We start from the raw sequence: 14,223 nt of genomic DNA on the forward strand, positions 1-14,223 counted from the left end.
GTCGGACAGTCAAGACGCGGAGGAAAACACCATGACGACCGATCCAGCACAGGGCGCCACCTGGGGCGCACCTGGCGGCGAGCCACCGGCGGCCCCGAAGAAGTCGTGGTCGGGCCGCAAAACGGCGATCGCCGCGGGCGTCGCGGTGGTCATCGCCGTGGGCGGCGGCCTCGCGATCTGGGCGGGCACGAGCTCCAATGACGCTTCCGCACAGCAGGGCCCCGGCGGCTTCGGCGGCCCCGGTGGTCAAGGCGGCCCGGGCGGTTTCGCCGGCCGCGGCCCCGGCGGCCCGGGCGGCTTCGGCGGCTTCGGGGGCGCCGCCGCCCTGCGCGACGCCCTCCACGGCGACTTCGTCGTCACCGACCCCGCCGGCGGCTACACCACCGAACGCCTCCAGACCGGCGCCATCACCGAGATCAGCGCGACGTCCGTCACCCTGACCAGCAAGGACGGCTACAAGCAGACCTACGTCCTCGACTCCTCCACCCAGAAGTCCGCCACGACCCCCAAGACCGGCGACAACGTCACCGTCATCGCCAAGGTCAACGGCACCACCGCCACCGCCACCTCCCTGGAATCCGCCACCGCCGCCACCCAACGCGGCGGCCAACCGGGCGGCACCGGACAGCCAGGCCAGGGCCGCCGCCGCTACGGCAACTGACCCGGCTCCCCCTCGACGCCGGCGCCGGCGTCACCTCCCGACCGCCATCGGGGGTGACGCCGGCGTCGTCGTTTCCGGCGCGATCGATCCCCTCGCGCCGCGGTCTCCCGCACGACCGGTCCACTCGCGCCCCTGAGACGGCACGATCGGTCTCCTCGCACAGCAAACTCGGCGCGACGGAAGCCCTCGCATCACCAGCCCCGCACGACGGGTCCATTCGCGACGCGCGGCGCGAGCGGTCCACTCGCGAGCCCGACGTGACAGGCCGCCGTGCGGCGAGCTCGGCATCAGAAGTCCGCGCGCACCACCGAAGCGGCACGACGGGTCCCGTCGCGGGCCCCGGCTCGGCACGAGCCGTCCCATCGCGACCCGCCAGCACACGACGACCGGTCCAGCCGCGTCACCGACCTGACCCGCCCGGTCCACTCACCATGAACCCGGCGCGACCGGTCCCTTCGCACGGCAAAGTCCGGCACGACGGGTCCAGTGGCGCGGCAAGTCCGGCACGACGGGTCAAGTGGCGCGGTAATCCCGGCATGATCAGTCCTCTCCGCACCATCGAGCCGGCACGACCGGTTCACTGGCGCGGCGGCCCGGCGTGGAGAGCCCACTCGCGCCGCGGAACCGGCGTGACCGGTCCACTCGCGCCCCTAAGACGGCACGATCGGTCCACTCGCGCCCGTCAGACAGCACGATCGGTCCACTCGCACAGCAAACTCGGCGCGACTGGTCCCACCGGCCGAGATGCACGACCGGTCCACTCGCGAAATCAGCCCGGCCCCAGCGGTCTACTCGCGCAGCCCAAACCCGGCCCGAGCGGTCCGCTCGCGCTGCCATCCCGGCTCCACTGGTCCACTCGCGCAGCCGACCCAGGCGCGACTGGTCCCACCACTCAGCCAACCCGACCCCACCGGTCCCCTCGCGCAGCCACCTCCCGCAACCAACCCCGCACCACCAAACGCGCACCCCCTCCCCAAACCACACCAAAACCCCGCCACCGATGCGTAAGTTGGCCAAGTGCGCGACATCAACGGGTCACTGGCACGGCAATCCCTGCTGGTGGCCCTCGTCTGCCTGGTCTGCGACGTCTCCCTCTTCACCCTCCGCGGCCCCCTGCCCGAAGCCGGCTGGCGGGGCTGGGTGGTCCTCGCCGGCGCGGTCATCGTGGACGCAGCCCTGGCCGGAGCGGCCAGATACTCCGGCTGGGTAGCAGCCGGTCACGCCGCGCTTTTCGTCGCCGCCCCGCTGCTCCTCTGCACCTGCACCGGATTCGTGGTCGGCAACAACGCGGGCATCCTCGTCGCCGGGTATCGGGCTGGGGCGTGGTTGCGGGTGGGGCCGGCGGTGGTGGCGCTGGCGGCGATGCTGGCGGGCGTCGGCGCGGGGGAGCTGCTCGGCGGTGGCCGGGGCTCGAATCCGGCGCTCATCGCGATCAGCATGGCCGTCTCGGCGGTGCTGCCGTGGCTCGTCGGGCGGTACACGACCGCCCGCGGTGCGTACATAGCCGACCTCGAGCGCGAAGCCGAAGAGCGCCGACGGCACGAAGCCGAAGCCGTCCGCAGGGCCGTCCTCGAGGAGCGCGAGACCATCGCCCGCGATCTGCACGACGTGATCTCCCACCACGTCAGCGCGATCGGCGTCCACGCCGGCGCCGCGCGGCTCGGGCTGCCCGAAGGAGACAGCCCGGTCCGGACCTCGCTCGGAGCCGTCGAGTCAGCGAGCCGCTCCGCGATGGCCGACCTGCGCCGCCTGCTGGATCTGCTGCACGCGCGCGGCGACGAAGCCGCGCAGCCCGGGCTGGACAACCTCGACGAGCTGCTCGACACCGTCCGCGCCGCGGGTCTGCCTGTGCGCCTCACAGTGCACGGCGACGTGCGCGAAGTCCCCGGCTCGCTCGACGTCGCCCTCTACCGCATCGCGCAGGAAGCGCTCACGAACGCGTTGCGCCACGGCACCGGGCCCGTCGAGCTGGAGCTGGACCACCGGCGCACCGAGATCGTCCTCACCGTCGCCAACGAGACCGGCAGGCCCGCAACATCACGAGACGGCGCCCACCGCGGCCTCGCCGGCATTCGCCAGCGCGTGACGCTCTTCGGCGGCGAAGTCACCTACGGCCAAAAAGACACCACTTGGCAGGTCAAGGCCAGCTTCCCTCTGGAGGTGGCATGAGCACACAATCGCGCCGGCCCGCTCATGCCGCCGGCCGGGTGCGGGTGTGCCGCAAGACACAGGAGGTCGCATGATCCGCGTGCTGCTCGCCGACGACCACGCCATGTTCCGCTCCGGCATGCGCGCCCTCCTCGACACGCAGCCCGACTTCGAGTGCGTCGGCGAAGCGGCCGACGGGCGTGAAGCCGTGGCGGAAACCCAGCGCCTCAAGCCGGACGTCGCGGTCCTCGACGTCCGCATGCCCCGCCTCGACGGCCTCGCCGCCACCGAGGCCATCCTCGCTACCCCCGGCAACGACACCCGCGTGCTGGTCCTGACCACCTACGACGCCGACGAGTACGTCTACCGCGCCCTGCGCGCCGGCGCCAGCGGCTTCCTGCTCAAGAGCCTGGCCCCCGAGGAGCTGGTGGCCGCCATGCGCGTCGCGGCGCGGGGTGACGCGTTGATCGACCCGTCCGTCACGCGCCGGCTCGTGGCCGGCTTCGCCGCCAGCCTCGAGCCCCGCGCCGCCGAGCCGCCGGAGCTGGCGCGACTCACGTCCCGCGAACGCGAGGTGCTCCTTCTCATAGCCGACGCGCGCAGCAACGCGGAGATCGCACGCCAGCTTCACGTCGGCGAGGAGACTGTGAAGACGCACGTCTCGCGCGTGCTCGCGAAGCTCGGCCTGCGCGATCGCGTGCACGCCGTCGTCTACGCCTACCGCAACGACCTGGTCGCGAAAGAGGCCACCTAGGAGGAACCGTCGTGAAACGCTGGATCACGCTGGCCATCGGCGCGGTGCTGGTGCTGGTGGGGGCCGTCTGGGTCCTGCAGGGCGCCGGCGTCATCACCGGCAGCTTCATGACCGGTCAGAAGATGTGGTTCCTGATCGGGCTGGTCGCGATCCTCGTCGGGGTCGTGGTCGTCGCCGCCACAGCTCGGCGGACCACGAAGAAGTAGCTCAGGCGGGCATCAGTTCGAAGATGGGGTAGCCCGGCGCGATCTCGCGCAGCTTCTCCTCCGGCGCCTTGGCGTCCACACCGTCGAAGAACACGCCGACCTCGAACTTCCAGCGCTTGAGGTACGCGCGCAGCAGCACGGGCTTCTCGTCGTCGGTCAGCTCGCGGTAGGTGAAGCCCTCCACGCGCTTGCCGACGCGCAGCTGCCCCTCGCCGGCCACGCGCAGGTTGCGCACCCACTGCGTCTCGCCGCGCGGCGCGACCAGGTAGCGGCCGCCCTCGAACGGCAGGAGGTTCACCGGCACCTCGCGGATCTCGCCGGTCTTGCGGCCACGGACCATCAGCACGCGGCTGCCCACCACGCTCACACCCCGCTTGGTCAGCCACTGCACGAAGTTGTTGAACGAGTTGGTGGCCTTGGCGGGCTTGATGTAGCGCTTCTCGGTGTTCATCTCACGACCTCCAGTTTTTCGAGAGCAATGCTCTCCGTTGAGATCAGTGAACACCACATCGCGCTCAGCGTCAAGAGCAGTGCTCTCCATTTTGTGCAACGCTCTCGAAGTGGCACACTGGTCCCCATGACCGCCACCAAGACCGCCCGCGAACGCGCCCGCGCCGAGCTGACGCGGGAGATCAAGGATGAAGCCCGCCGCCAGCTGGCCGAGGTCGGCGCGCACGGGTTGTCACTGCGCGCGGTCGCGCGTGAGCTGGGCATGGTGTCCTCGGCGCTCTACCGCTACTTCCCCAGCCGCGACCGGCTGCTCACCGAGCTGATCATCGACGCCTACGACGCCGTCGGCGAGGCCGCGGAGAAGGCCGACCCGGGCACCGGCGGCCCGCGCGAGCGCTGGCGCGCCGTCTGGCAGGCCACCCGCGCGTGGGCCAAGGCGCACCCGCACGAGTACGCGCTGATCTACGGCTCGCCGATCCCCGGCTACCAGGCGCCGCAGGACACGATCGTGCCCGCCGCGCGCGTGGCGCAGGCGATGGCGAAGGTGCTGCTCGAGGCCGATCCGCACGAGCCGGCCGTCACGGCGCCGATGTCCGCCGAGCTGCGCGGGCAGGCCGAGGGGCTGGCCCGGGATCTGGGCACGAACGCGCCGGCCGAGGTCGTGACCCGGCTGATCGGCGCGTGGACGCAGCTGTTCGGCGCGATCAGCTTCGAGCTGTTCGGGCAGTACGTGGGCAGCGTCGACCCGTCCGACGCCTACTTCGAGCACCTCACCGGACAGATGGCCGACTTCGTGGGGCTGTGAAGCCGGGAAGCTGTGAACTAGCCCTCCCAGGACGGTTCATCGACTGCGGAGAGACGGTACGTTCGCGCGTAACGACTTCGTGGGGAAGGTGGTTCGACGTGGCGGGATGGGCCGAGCGGGTCAGCAGGGTCCGGGTGGTCGGGACCGGCGTGATGGGGCGCGGCATCGCCCAGCTCGCCGCGACCGGCGGGGTCACGGTCGAGCTCGCCGACCTCGACCTCGACGCGGTGCGCTCGGCGCTCGACCACGTGCACAGCATGCTCGACAAGCTGGTCACCAAGGGCCGCCTGTCCGAGGACGAGGGGCGCGCCGCCAAGGAGCGCCTGGTGATGGTGGACGCGCCGTCCGCGCCGGCCCAGAACGTGGACCTCGTGATCGAGGCCGTGCGCGAGGACCTCGAGGCCAAGCGCGTGCTGTTCGGCAAGCTCGAGCAGGTCTGCCGGCCCGACACGGTGTTCGCCACCAACACGAGCTCGCTGTCGGTCACGGAGATCGCCGCGGGCCTGAGCGATCCGACGCGCGTCGTCGGCCTGCACTTCTTCAACCCCGTGCCGCTGATGCGGCTGGTCGAGGTCGTCCCCGGCGTCCGCACGGTCGAGTGGCTGCCCGAAGAGGCGCTGAAACTGGTACGCCGCTGGGGCCACGAACCCGTGCTCGCGAAGGACGCGCCGGGCTTCCTGGTCAACCACGCCGGGCGCGGCCTGAACACCGAGGCGCTGCAGATCCTGTCCGAGTCGGTCGCCGAGCCGGTCGATGTCGACCGCATCGCGCGCGACGTGCTGGGGCTCAAGCTCGGGCCGTTCGAGCTGCTCGATCTCACCGGCCTCGACGTCTCCCACGCCGTGCTCGAAAGCATCTGGAGCGGCTTCCACTCCGAGCCGCGGCTGCGCCCGTCGTGGCTGACGCGCCCGCGCGTGGCGGCGGGGCTGTTCGGGCGCAAGAACGGCGAGGGCTTCTACCGCTACGTCGACGGCAAGCAGGAGGTCGCGCCTGAACCGGCTGCGCCGCCGGCCCCGGACAAGCCCGTGTTCACCGCCGAGGAACGCCTCGGCCGCCTGCTCAACGGCGCCGGCGTGCAGGTCGTCGCCGACGCGTACCCCGACGCCGTGCTGCTGGTGGCCTTGCGCGGCGAGTCCACTTTGGACGCCGCCGCCCGAGCCGGCCTGCCCGCCTCGCGCGTCTGCGGCGTGGACGCCTTGAGCGGCTACCAAGGCCGCCTCACCCTGTCCGTCCACCCGGGACTCGACCCCGCCGCGGGCCGCGCCGCCTGGGGCGCTTTGGCCGCCACGGGCCAACCGGTGACCATCGTCCAGGACGGCCCCGCACCCGTCGCGCAACGCTTGCTGGCCTCGATCGTCAACACGGCGTGCTACATCGCGGCCCAGAACCTCGCCGACCCGGCCGACATCGACACCGCCGTCCGCCTCGGCCTCGGCTACCCGCGCGGCCCCCTGGAATGGGGCGACCTCGTCGGCGCGGACAAGGTGCTGCGCGTCCTCACCGGTCTGCACCAGTCCACAGGGGACCCGCGCTACCGGCCGAGCAGCTGGCTGATCGAACGCGTCGCGCTCGGCCTGCCGCTCACCTCGAAGGGCACGCGGCCCGCCGACCTCCTCTGAACCACAGGAACCGCGGGAACCGCGGGTGCCGCCCCGACCGCGGCACCCCCGGTTCCGGCGCGGGTCAGTCGAAGCTGCAGCCCGGGTTCGGCGCGTCGTCCGAGAGCGGCGCGCCGTGGGGCAGGACGTAGAGGACTTCCAGCACCATCGGCGTGGTGCCTTCGTTGCGTCCTTCGTGGACGTGGTCGGCGCCGGCGGGTTCCATGATGCTGTCGCCCTTGTTGTAGACCCCGTCGACGGAACAGTCGGACTTGTAGTGGGTCAGCGTCCCGGAGAGGACCTTGCCGTAGAGGTTGCCTTCGTGGCTGTGCCAGCCGGTGGTGCCGGGACTGGTGGGGCTGCCCGGGGCGATCGTGATCTTGCGAAGCACGTAGTCGGTGTTGCCGACCGTCCACTGTGCGATGACGGTCGCGCTGACGCCCCGGCCAGGGGTGGCGGATGCGACGGCGGGCGTGAACAACGCGGTGAGGGCGGCAACGCCGGCGACGGCGGCCAGGGCGAACTTGCGCATGGAAGACCTCTCTCGTGATCTTCCGCGAAGCTACCTCACGAACCCTTGTCTGAAAGTTCCTTACTTCCCGGCTTTGCGGGCAATTCCCACCCTTCGGAACGCCACAATGGACAGATCACCCACGCCGCTGCTCCCGGCGTGGGTGACGTCCACCACTCACCAGCGCCGGTCCACCGGGCCGCCAGTCGGCGTCCACACGATGTACCCGCCCTGGAAATCGCTGCGATAGCCGGTGCCGTAGCGGTACTCGTCCGACGTCGGCAGTCCCAGGTACGACTTCTCCCACCCGAGCGCGGCCCAGCGTTTGCGGATCTCGCCCTTCACGTTGTGCGCGCCCGTCGCCGGGCTCCAGTAGACCGACGCGTTGCCGGTGAAGTGGTTGTAGCGCGCGGCTCCGTTGGGCGTCGCGGTTTCGTCCGTGGTCGGGTAGCCGAAGCCGCGCTCCCAGCCGTACGCCGCCCACTTCTGCTTGATCGCGCCACCGATCTCGTGCGCGCCCGTCGACGGCGTCCAGTAGATCGAAGCGCCACCGGTGAAGTGGTTGTACCGGCCGACGCCGTCCGGGGTCACCGATTCGTCAGTGGTCGGATAACCGAGGACGCGTTCCCAGCCGTACGCGGCCCACTTCTGCTTGATCGCCCCGTTGATCCAGTGCGCACCTGTCGCCACGGTGTAGTAGATCGAGCCGCCGCCGCTGAAGTGGTTGTAGCGGCCCACTCCGTCGGGCGTGCCGGCCTCGTCGTTGATCGGGTAGCCCATGGTCTTTTCCCAGCCCAGCGCCGCCCACTTCGCCCGGATCAAGCCCTGGATCGAGTGCGCGCCCGTCGACGGCGTCCAGTAGATCGACGCCGCCTGCGTACCCGGCGTGCCCTGCAGGTGATTGAAGCGGCCGACGCCGTCGGGGGTCGGCGTCTCGTCGGTCACCGGCGGCCCGTAGGCCTGGTGCCCGCCGATCGCGAGGTACTCGGCGAGGAGCTGACCACCGATCTCGCGCACGCCGGTGGCCGCTGTCCAGTACAGGCGGGCGTTGGCGTACGGGCGGTAGTGCACCGGGCCGTCGATCACCTCGAGACCGGTCGCTGCGCCGACGAGCGTGCGCAGCGCGGGTTCCCCGGCGTAGCGCTGGTCGATCGCGGTCGCGTAGTTCACCGTCAGCGTCGTGTCGCTCGCGCCGACGGTGATCGACCACGAAGCGGTGGCCGGCCCGCCCTGCCAGCCGGTGAACTTCGACGCGCCGTCGCTGCCCAGCGGCGCCGCCGTCACGTCGAAGGTCGCGCCTTCGGTGACCATCGCGCTGCTCACGCCGCCCTCGCTGGGGATGCTGAGCGCGGCCGGCTGCGTGCTCACGAGCGTGAGCCGGTGCTGGCGCGGCATGGCGACGTACGTCTTGCTCGCCTTCACGCCGGCGCTGTCGGTGACCGTCGCGGTGAACTCCATGCGCGAGTCGGTGTGGTCGGTGAACGGCACGGAGAGCGACGGTCCGGTGGCGCCGTCGTCGGGGTGCACGTGGCACGCGCCGAGGTCGGGACAGTGCCGGATCAGCGACGTCCACGTGACGGGCAGGGTGCCGTCCTCTTCGTCGGTGGCCGTGGCCGTCAGCGAAACCGGCTCCCCGACGGCGAACGTCTTGTCCGGAGTGGACAGTTCCAGGTCCGGTGAATGGTTGCCCGGCGCGACCGCGATCGTCGTGGTCCCCTTGGCACCCAAGGGGTCCTGGGCGGTGAGCGTGGCCGTGAACGACGCTCCCGCGCCGTACTGGTGGCTCGTCGTGACTCCCGTCGCCGTGGTGCCGTCGCCGAAGTTCCAGGTGTAGGTGATCGCGTCGCCGTCGAAGTCGTAGGAACCACTGGCGTCGAAGGAAACCGTACGCGTGTCGGGATCGGTCGACGACGTCGCCACCGCGACCGGCGCCGCGTTGTTCGTCGAGTAGCTCAGGCGGCGCAGGCGGCTGCCGTTGAGATCGGCGAACACGATGTCGCCGTTGGGCGCCGCGGAGATCCGCGTGACGCCGCCGATGTTCGCGAACGGCGGCGGGTTCACCGGCTCCTGCGTGAGGACACCCTGCGCGTTGTACTTGAGCGTCCACAGCTTCTGGCCCGCGTAGTCACCGAAGAAATACGCGCCCTGGTACGCGGCCGGGTACGTCGTTCCATTGTAGACAACGCCGCCGGTGACACTGTTGCCGTTCGTCGGCCCGGTGCCGTGCTGGTGTTCCCACAGCGGCGGCGTGTTCACGACGTGGGCGCAGCGCGCGTCGGTGCTGTAGCCCGGCGTCGGGTGGTTGCCCTCCCAGCACGGCCACGCGAGGTTCGCGCCGGGCTGCACCACGTCGATCTCTTCCCACAGGAACCAGCCGACGTCGCCCACCACGGGCAGCCCGCTCTTCGGGTCGAGCGTGAAGCGGAACGGGTTGCGGAATCCGCTCGCGAACACCTTGCTGCGCGTGGAATCCGGGGCCGAAGCCGTGTAGTACGGGTTGCTCGGCACACCCTTGCCGTCCGGCGTGATGTGCAGGATCTTGCCGGACGGCGTGTCGAGGTCCAGCGCCGCGAAAGCGACCTCGTTGGTCTTGCCCGCGTCGCCGTTGTCGCCCGCGGAGTACCAGAGCGTGCCGTCGGGCGCGGGGATCACGGTGTCGAGACCGTGGATGTAGTACTGACTGCCGGGCAGCTCGAAGATCACCTTCTCGCCGGTGAGCCCGGCGGGGTGGCCCGAACCGTCGAGGGTCACGGTGAAGCGCGCGGCGCGCAGCACGTACTGGCCGCCGCCCGTGCTCACGGCGCGGTTGAGGTAGATCTGGTGCGACGTCGCGTAGTCCGGGGCGAGCGCGACGCTCGTGAGCCCCATGTCGCCCTGCGTCTCGACCGGGAAGTTCGCGATCCGTACGGGGGCGCCCGAGCCGTCGGCCGGGACCCAGTTGACGGCACCGCTCTTGCCCAGCGCCAGCACGCTGTCGTCGGGCAGCCACGCGAAGTCGGTGAAGTCGTAGGGCGAGAGCCCGGTGGGCGTGTCCCGCAGCACGAAGCCGGCAGGCAAGGTCGGCGCAACGTCGTCGGCCGCTGCTACCGACGCAGTGATCGGGACCAGCGCCACGGCCAGCACGGCGGCCGTCAGCAGCGAGCGGAGCTTGTTCCAGGCCATTCGATGCCCCTTCGTGAGTGATCGGTTATCGCTCACGAAGAGGACGTTGTTACCACATCCGGGTGAATCGCGTTAAGTACCCGCACCGGACCACGGAGGTCACCCGGACCTGCGAACGCTGTGAATATTCGAACACCTGAGCCCGCCCCGGATGGTTGATATTTGTCTACAAATAACCATCAAGACGTCAGTTGAGTGTAGAAAATTTACGCCTGCTCCACCACGACCCCACAACGAGGTGATGATCGTGAGGCGTTCCCGGTTCAAACTCGCGCACGCGGCACTGGCCACCCTGACCGTCCTCGGTCTCGGCACCGGCCTGGCCTCGAGCGCGTCGGCCGAAACGTTCCCCGTCTCCAACTCCCAGCTTCCGCTCTCGCCCGGCTGCAGCTTCGTCGACACGACGGTGCCGAGTGAAGTGCTCAACCACCAGTTGGTTCCGCTGCCCGTCGGCTCGTTCACGGCGCCGCCGGAGCTGACCATCCACGGCCGGCTGTGCCTGCCGGCGTCCGGCGCCGCGAAGACGGTGATGCTGGCGCTGCACGGCATCACCTACACCAACCAGTACTGGGACTCCGGCTACCAGCCCGAGACCTACTCGTTCGTCCGGCAGATGACCGCGGCCGGCTACGGCGTGTTCGCCATCGACCGCCTCGGCTACGGCAAGAGCGCCCACCCGTCGGGCGCGCTGGTCACGCTCGACGTGCAGGCGGAGGTCGCGCACCAGGTGCTCCAACAGCTGCGTGCGGGCGAGATCGGCGGCTCGCCGTTCCAGCACGTGATCCTGGTCGGGCACTCCTACGGCACGGCGACGTCGTGGCTGGAGTCCTCGATCTACAACGACGCCGACGCCGTGATCGGCACCGGCTGGGGCTCGAGCATCCAGCTCGACCCGCTGGTCCGGTTCTTCAGCGGCTTCGCGCGCAACCCGGCGATGATCGACGCCAAGACGGCGTCCGCCGTCGGCCTCGACCCGACGTACTTCACGCCGCCGGCGGGCGGACGTGATCAGGACTTCCTCTACGTGTTGTCCAATGTCGATCAAGGAATGATCGATTACGACCAGAACGTGTTGCGCGACACCGTGACGCTCGGCGAGGGCTCGACGTTCATCAACCGCTACAACAAGCTCTCCCTCGGCGCGATCCCCAGCACCGGGCAGGAGCTGTCGCTGCCGCTGTCCACGCACACCGAGCAGATCCGGATCCCGATGTTCCTCGTGGACGGTGAGAAGGACCTGTTCTTCTGCGGCCCCGGCGCCGCGCACTGCGCCTCGAGCCAGGCGCTGCAGAAGGAGGAGGCGCAGTACTTCGCGCCGGCCGCGTGCATCCGGGCCGCGGTGACCCCGGCCGCCGGGCACGACCTCAACCTGCAGCGCAACGCCCCGGACACCTACCGGACGATCCGGACGTGGGCGGACCAGGCCGTCGGGCCGGACGGTTCGCAGGCGGCGGCGTATCGCTCGAGCTGCCAGGCGTACTCCGGGACGAACGGCACGAGCGGTCCCGCCGTGTTCGGGCCCTTGGCTGCGTAAGAACAAAAAGAAGTGGGGGCGCCGGTTCGACCGACGCCCCCACTTCGCTTTTCACCCACCCGTCAGGGCACGACCTGCACGACGTCGCCGACGTGGAGGGTGTTGAAGAACTTGAGCGACGACGTCGCCGAGAGGTGCACGCAGCCGTGGGAGTACGTCTTCAGGCTGCCGGTGTGGAAGGCGTCGCCGGGGTAGAAGAAGACCGAGTTCGGCATGGGCGCGTTGTCGAACTCGCGGCTGTAGTGCATCTTCTCCTTCGACAGCACGCGGAACGAGCCCGTCGGCGTCGCGTAGCCCTTGCGGCCCGGCAGCATCGAGACGGGGCCGTAGATCACCTTGCCGTCCTGCAGCAGCCACGCCTTGTGCGCCGAGATGTCCACGCACGCGGCCGTGCCCGACGCGGCGGCGGCCTTGGCGCACGGCACGTTGGCCGTGGTCGTCGCCGGCTTCGGCTTGGTCGTGGTGGGCTTCGGTTTGGTGCTGCTCGGCTTGGTGCTCGTCGGCTTGGGCTTCGACGTGCTCGTGGCCGGCGAGCTGGTGGTGGCCGGGGCACTGCTCGTGGTCGCGGGCGCGCTGCTCGACGTGGCCACCGAGGTCGTCGGCGCGCCGCCGCCGGCACCGGCCTCCACCGCGCCGCCGCCGGTCACGTTGGCGGGCGACGCACCGCCGCCGGAACACGCGGCGAGCACGAACGCACTGGCCACGGCCGCGATCCCCACCAGAAGCCTCTTCACGATCCGGTACCCCCAGGGTCGAACTCGTCAGTCGAACTTGTCACGGGGATAGACGACCGTCCCCCGGTGGTGGTTGCGGTCCCAAGGTCACGATTTCGCGCGGCTCCACCCCCGGGTGGACGCGAGGATCCACCCGGAACCCGCCCGTGAGCCGACGAAACGGCAGGTCGGAAGGACGAATCTGGGTGTCACCACCGACCAAGGAGCCCCCGATGAACCCGCTGACCATCCTCGCCTACCTCGCCATCGCGGCCCTCGTCCTCTACCGCGTGGTCTACAAGCAGCTGCGCGGCACGCTGCTGAGCCGGAAGTCGCTGGTCACGACGCCGCTCGTGCTCAGCGCCATCGGCGTGTTCACCACGGCCCAGGCGCTGCCGAAGGCGAGCACCGGCGAGCTCGCGCTGCTCGGCGCGGACATCGCGGTGCTGGTCGTCCTTGGACTCGCCCGCAGCGCCAGCACCACGCTCACTGCGCGCGGCACCACGACGTTCCAGAAGGGCTCGGCGCTGACCCTCGTGCTGTGGCTCGCGACCATCGGCGCCCGCGTCGGCTTCGGCTTCCTCGGCGGCTACCTGGGCTTCGGCAGCGGCCTCACCTCGGCGTCGATCCTGCTGACGCTGGGCCTGAGCATCGGCGTCCAGAACGCGCTGACCTACTACCGCATCCAGCAGCGCGGCCTGCCGCTGGCCGAGCAGGGCCGGCCGGCGGTCCGGGCCTGACGTCTTCGCCGCGAAATCCTCCCGACCGCACCAGGGCCGGGAGGTTTCGTCATCCCCGGACCTGCGCCACCACGCGGGCGTACATCCGCGCGGGACTCGGCACCGCGTGCAGGAAACCCGGCAACGGCGGCAGATCACGGACGAACGGGCCCAGGCGCGCGTACAACGCGTCGGCCCCGGACGGGCGGTCCGCCGGGTCTTTCGCGAGGGTCGCCGCGAGCAGGGCGTTGAGCGCGGCGGGGACCCCCGACACGGCGGCGGGCGCGTCCTTCACCTGCTTCTCGAACACGGCGTACGCGGTGGGACCGGTGAAGAGCTGGCGACCGGTGAGCATCTCGTGCAACGCGCAGCCCAGCGCATACAGGTCGCTCCGCGGCTCAGCGAGGCCGCGCTGGATCTGCTCCGGCGCCATGTACGACGGTGTACCCAGCAGCTGACCGGCGCGAGTGAAGCGGGCGACGTCGGCTTCACGCAGCACGGCGAGGCCGAAGTCCATCACCTTCACGCTGCCATCGGGGCACAGCATGAGGTTGGCGGGCTTGAGGTCGCGGTGGCAGACGGACCGGGCGTGGGCCGCCGCCAGCACGGCGGCCGTCTGCGCCGCGATCGCCGCGGCCCACGGCACCGGCAGCGGGCCGTGCTCGGCGAGGAGATCGGCGACCGTGACGCCGTCGACGAACTGCATGACCTGGAACAACCGGTCGTCGTGGGTGCCGAAGTCGTACAACGTGGGGACGCCGGCGTGGTCGAGCGTCGCGAGGATGCGGGCTTCGCGGGCGAAGCGTTCTTCGAGCTCTTCGTCGCGGCCGGGCAGGCGCAGCAGCTTGATGGCGACGCGCCGGTCGAGCCGCCGGTCGTGCCCGCGGTGCACCGCGCCCATCCCGCCGCGGCCCAGTGGCAGCTCATCGACCTCGTAGCGATCGGCGATGAGCATGGGTTCC

At 70.6% G+C, this 14,223-nt stretch carries 13 protein-coding genes; 8 read left to right on the top strand and 5 right to left on the bottom strand.

What is annotated here, in order from left to right; genetic code table 11:
* Positions 1–31: 31 nt before the first annotated feature.
* From K1T34_RS15425 to K1T34_RS15440, 4 genes are all read left to right on the top strand, one after another.
* Positions 32–661: a hypothetical protein gene (locus K1T34_RS15425; RefSeq protein ID WP_220244942.1), complete on the top strand. Its 630-nt coding sequence runs from the start codon at positions 32–34 to the stop codon at positions 659–661.
* Between the two features lie 1,017 nt (positions 662–1,678).
* Positions 1,679–2,830: a sensor histidine kinase gene (locus K1T34_RS15430; RefSeq protein WP_220244943.1), complete on the top strand. Its 1,152-nt coding sequence runs from the start codon at positions 1,679–1,681 to the stop codon at positions 2,828–2,830.
* Positions 2,831–2,900: 70 nt separating this feature from the next.
* Complete coding sequence (locus K1T34_RS15435; RefSeq protein WP_220244944.1) at positions 2,901–3,563, top strand: response regulator transcription factor; 663 nt, start codon at positions 2,901–2,903, stop codon at positions 3,561–3,563.
* An 11-nt stretch (positions 3,564–3,574) separates the two neighbouring features.
* Positions 3,575–3,769, top strand: coding sequence for a hypothetical protein (locus K1T34_RS15440; RefSeq protein WP_220244945.1), 195 nt, complete (start codon positions 3,575–3,577; stop codon positions 3,767–3,769).
* Between the two features lies 1 nt (position 3,770).
* Here K1T34_RS15440 and K1T34_RS15445 read toward each other — a convergent pair whose 3' ends face one another.
* Complete coding sequence (locus K1T34_RS15445; protein WP_220244946.1) at positions 3,771–4,220, bottom strand: nitroreductase family deazaflavin-dependent oxidoreductase; 450 nt, start codon at positions 4,218–4,220, stop codon at positions 3,771–3,773.
* A 126-nt stretch (positions 4,221–4,346) separates the two neighbouring features.
* Here K1T34_RS15445 and K1T34_RS15450 point away from each other — a divergent pair, with 126 nt between their 5' ends.
* Together K1T34_RS15450 and K1T34_RS15455 are read left to right on the top strand one after the other, a co-directional pair.
* The gene (locus K1T34_RS15450) at positions 4,347–5,024 is read left to right on the top strand and encodes a TetR/AcrR family transcriptional regulator (protein ID WP_220244947.1); all 678 of its coding nucleotides are present in this window, start codon (positions 4,347–4,349) and stop codon (positions 5,022–5,024) included.
* 98 nt (positions 5,025–5,122) lie between these two features.
* Positions 5,123–6,643: a 3-hydroxyacyl-CoA dehydrogenase gene (locus tag K1T34_RS15455; RefSeq protein ID WP_220244948.1), complete on the top strand. Its 1,521-nt coding sequence runs from the start codon at positions 5,123–5,125 to the stop codon at positions 6,641–6,643.
* 64 nt (positions 6,644–6,707) lie between these two features.
* Here K1T34_RS15455 and K1T34_RS15460 read toward each other — a convergent pair whose 3' ends face one another.
* Both K1T34_RS15460 and K1T34_RS15465 read right to left on the bottom strand, forming a co-directional pair.
* The gene (locus K1T34_RS15460; RefSeq protein ID WP_220244949.1) at positions 6,708–7,154 is read right to left on the bottom strand and encodes a cupin domain-containing protein; all 447 of its coding nucleotides are present in this window, start codon (positions 7,152–7,154) and stop codon (positions 6,708–6,710) included.
* Positions 7,155–7,310: 156 nt separating this feature from the next.
* The gene (locus K1T34_RS15465; RefSeq protein ID WP_220244950.1) at positions 7,311–10,295 is read right to left on the bottom strand and encodes a PQQ-dependent sugar dehydrogenase; all 2,985 of its coding nucleotides are present in this window, start codon (positions 10,293–10,295) and stop codon (positions 7,311–7,313) included.
* A gap of 247 nt (positions 10,296–10,542) precedes the next feature.
* On the opposite strand from K1T34_RS15465, the gene K1T34_RS15470 reads away from it, so the two are divergent.
* A complete protein-coding gene (locus K1T34_RS15470) occupies positions 10,543–11,829 on the top strand; it encodes an alpha/beta hydrolase (protein ID WP_220244951.1) in 1,287 nt (428 codons plus the stop codon).
* A gap of 62 nt (positions 11,830–11,891) precedes the next feature.
* Here K1T34_RS15470 and K1T34_RS15475 read toward each other — a convergent pair whose 3' ends face one another.
* Positions 11,892–12,563, bottom strand: a complete 672-nt coding sequence (locus K1T34_RS15475; protein WP_220244952.1) for a L,D-transpeptidase — start codon at positions 12,561–12,563, stop codon at positions 11,892–11,894.
* 212 nt (positions 12,564–12,775) lie between these two features.
* Here K1T34_RS15475 and K1T34_RS15480 point away from each other — a divergent pair, with 212 nt between their 5' ends.
* Complete coding sequence (locus K1T34_RS15480; RefSeq protein WP_220244953.1) at positions 12,776–13,282, top strand: hypothetical protein; 507 nt, start codon at positions 12,776–12,778, stop codon at positions 13,280–13,282.
* Between the two features lie 49 nt (positions 13,283–13,331).
* Here K1T34_RS15480 and K1T34_RS15485 read toward each other — a convergent pair whose 3' ends face one another.
* Positions 13,332–14,216 carry a serine/threonine-protein kinase gene (locus K1T34_RS15485; RefSeq protein WP_220244954.1) on the bottom strand — a complete coding sequence of 295 codons (885 nt, stop codon included), beginning with the start codon at positions 14,214–14,216 and terminating at the stop codon, positions 13,332–13,334.
* Between the last annotated feature and the right edge of the window lie 7 nt (positions 14,217–14,223).

The sequence above is a fragment of the Amycolatopsis sp. DSM 110486 genome, from assembly GCF_019468465.1.
GTDB lineage: Bacteria > Actinomycetota > Actinomycetes > Mycobacteriales > Pseudonocardiaceae > Amycolatopsis.

Coding starts and splice junctions, on each gene's coding strand:
- K1T34_RS15425 (WP_220244942.1), top strand. CDS start 32: ATGACGACCGATCCAGCACAGGGCGCCACCTGGGGCGCACCTGGCGGC.
- K1T34_RS15435 (WP_220244944.1), top strand. CDS start 2,901: ATGATCCGCGTGCTGCTCGCCGACGACCACGCCATGTTCCGCTCCGGC.
- K1T34_RS15445 (WP_220244946.1), bottom strand. CDS start 4,220: ATGAACACCGAGAAGCGCTACATCAAGCCCGCCAAGGCCACCAACTCG.
- K1T34_RS15450 (WP_220244947.1), top strand. CDS start 4,347: ATGACCGCCACCAAGACCGCCCGCGAACGCGCCCGCGCCGAGCTGACG.
- K1T34_RS15460 (WP_220244949.1), bottom strand. CDS start 7,154: ATGCGCAAGTTCGCCCTGGCCGCCGTCGCCGGCGTTGCCGCCCTCACC.
- K1T34_RS15465 (WP_220244950.1), bottom strand. CDS start 10,295: ATGGCCTGGAACAAGCTCCGCTCGCTGCTGACGGCCGCCGTGCTGGCC.
- K1T34_RS15480 (WP_220244953.1), top strand. CDS start 12,776: ATGAACCCGCTGACCATCCTCGCCTACCTCGCCATCGCGGCCCTCGTC.
- K1T34_RS15485 (WP_220244954.1), bottom strand. CDS start 14,216: ATGCTCATCGCCGATCGCTACGAGGTCGATGAGCTGCCACTGGGCCGC.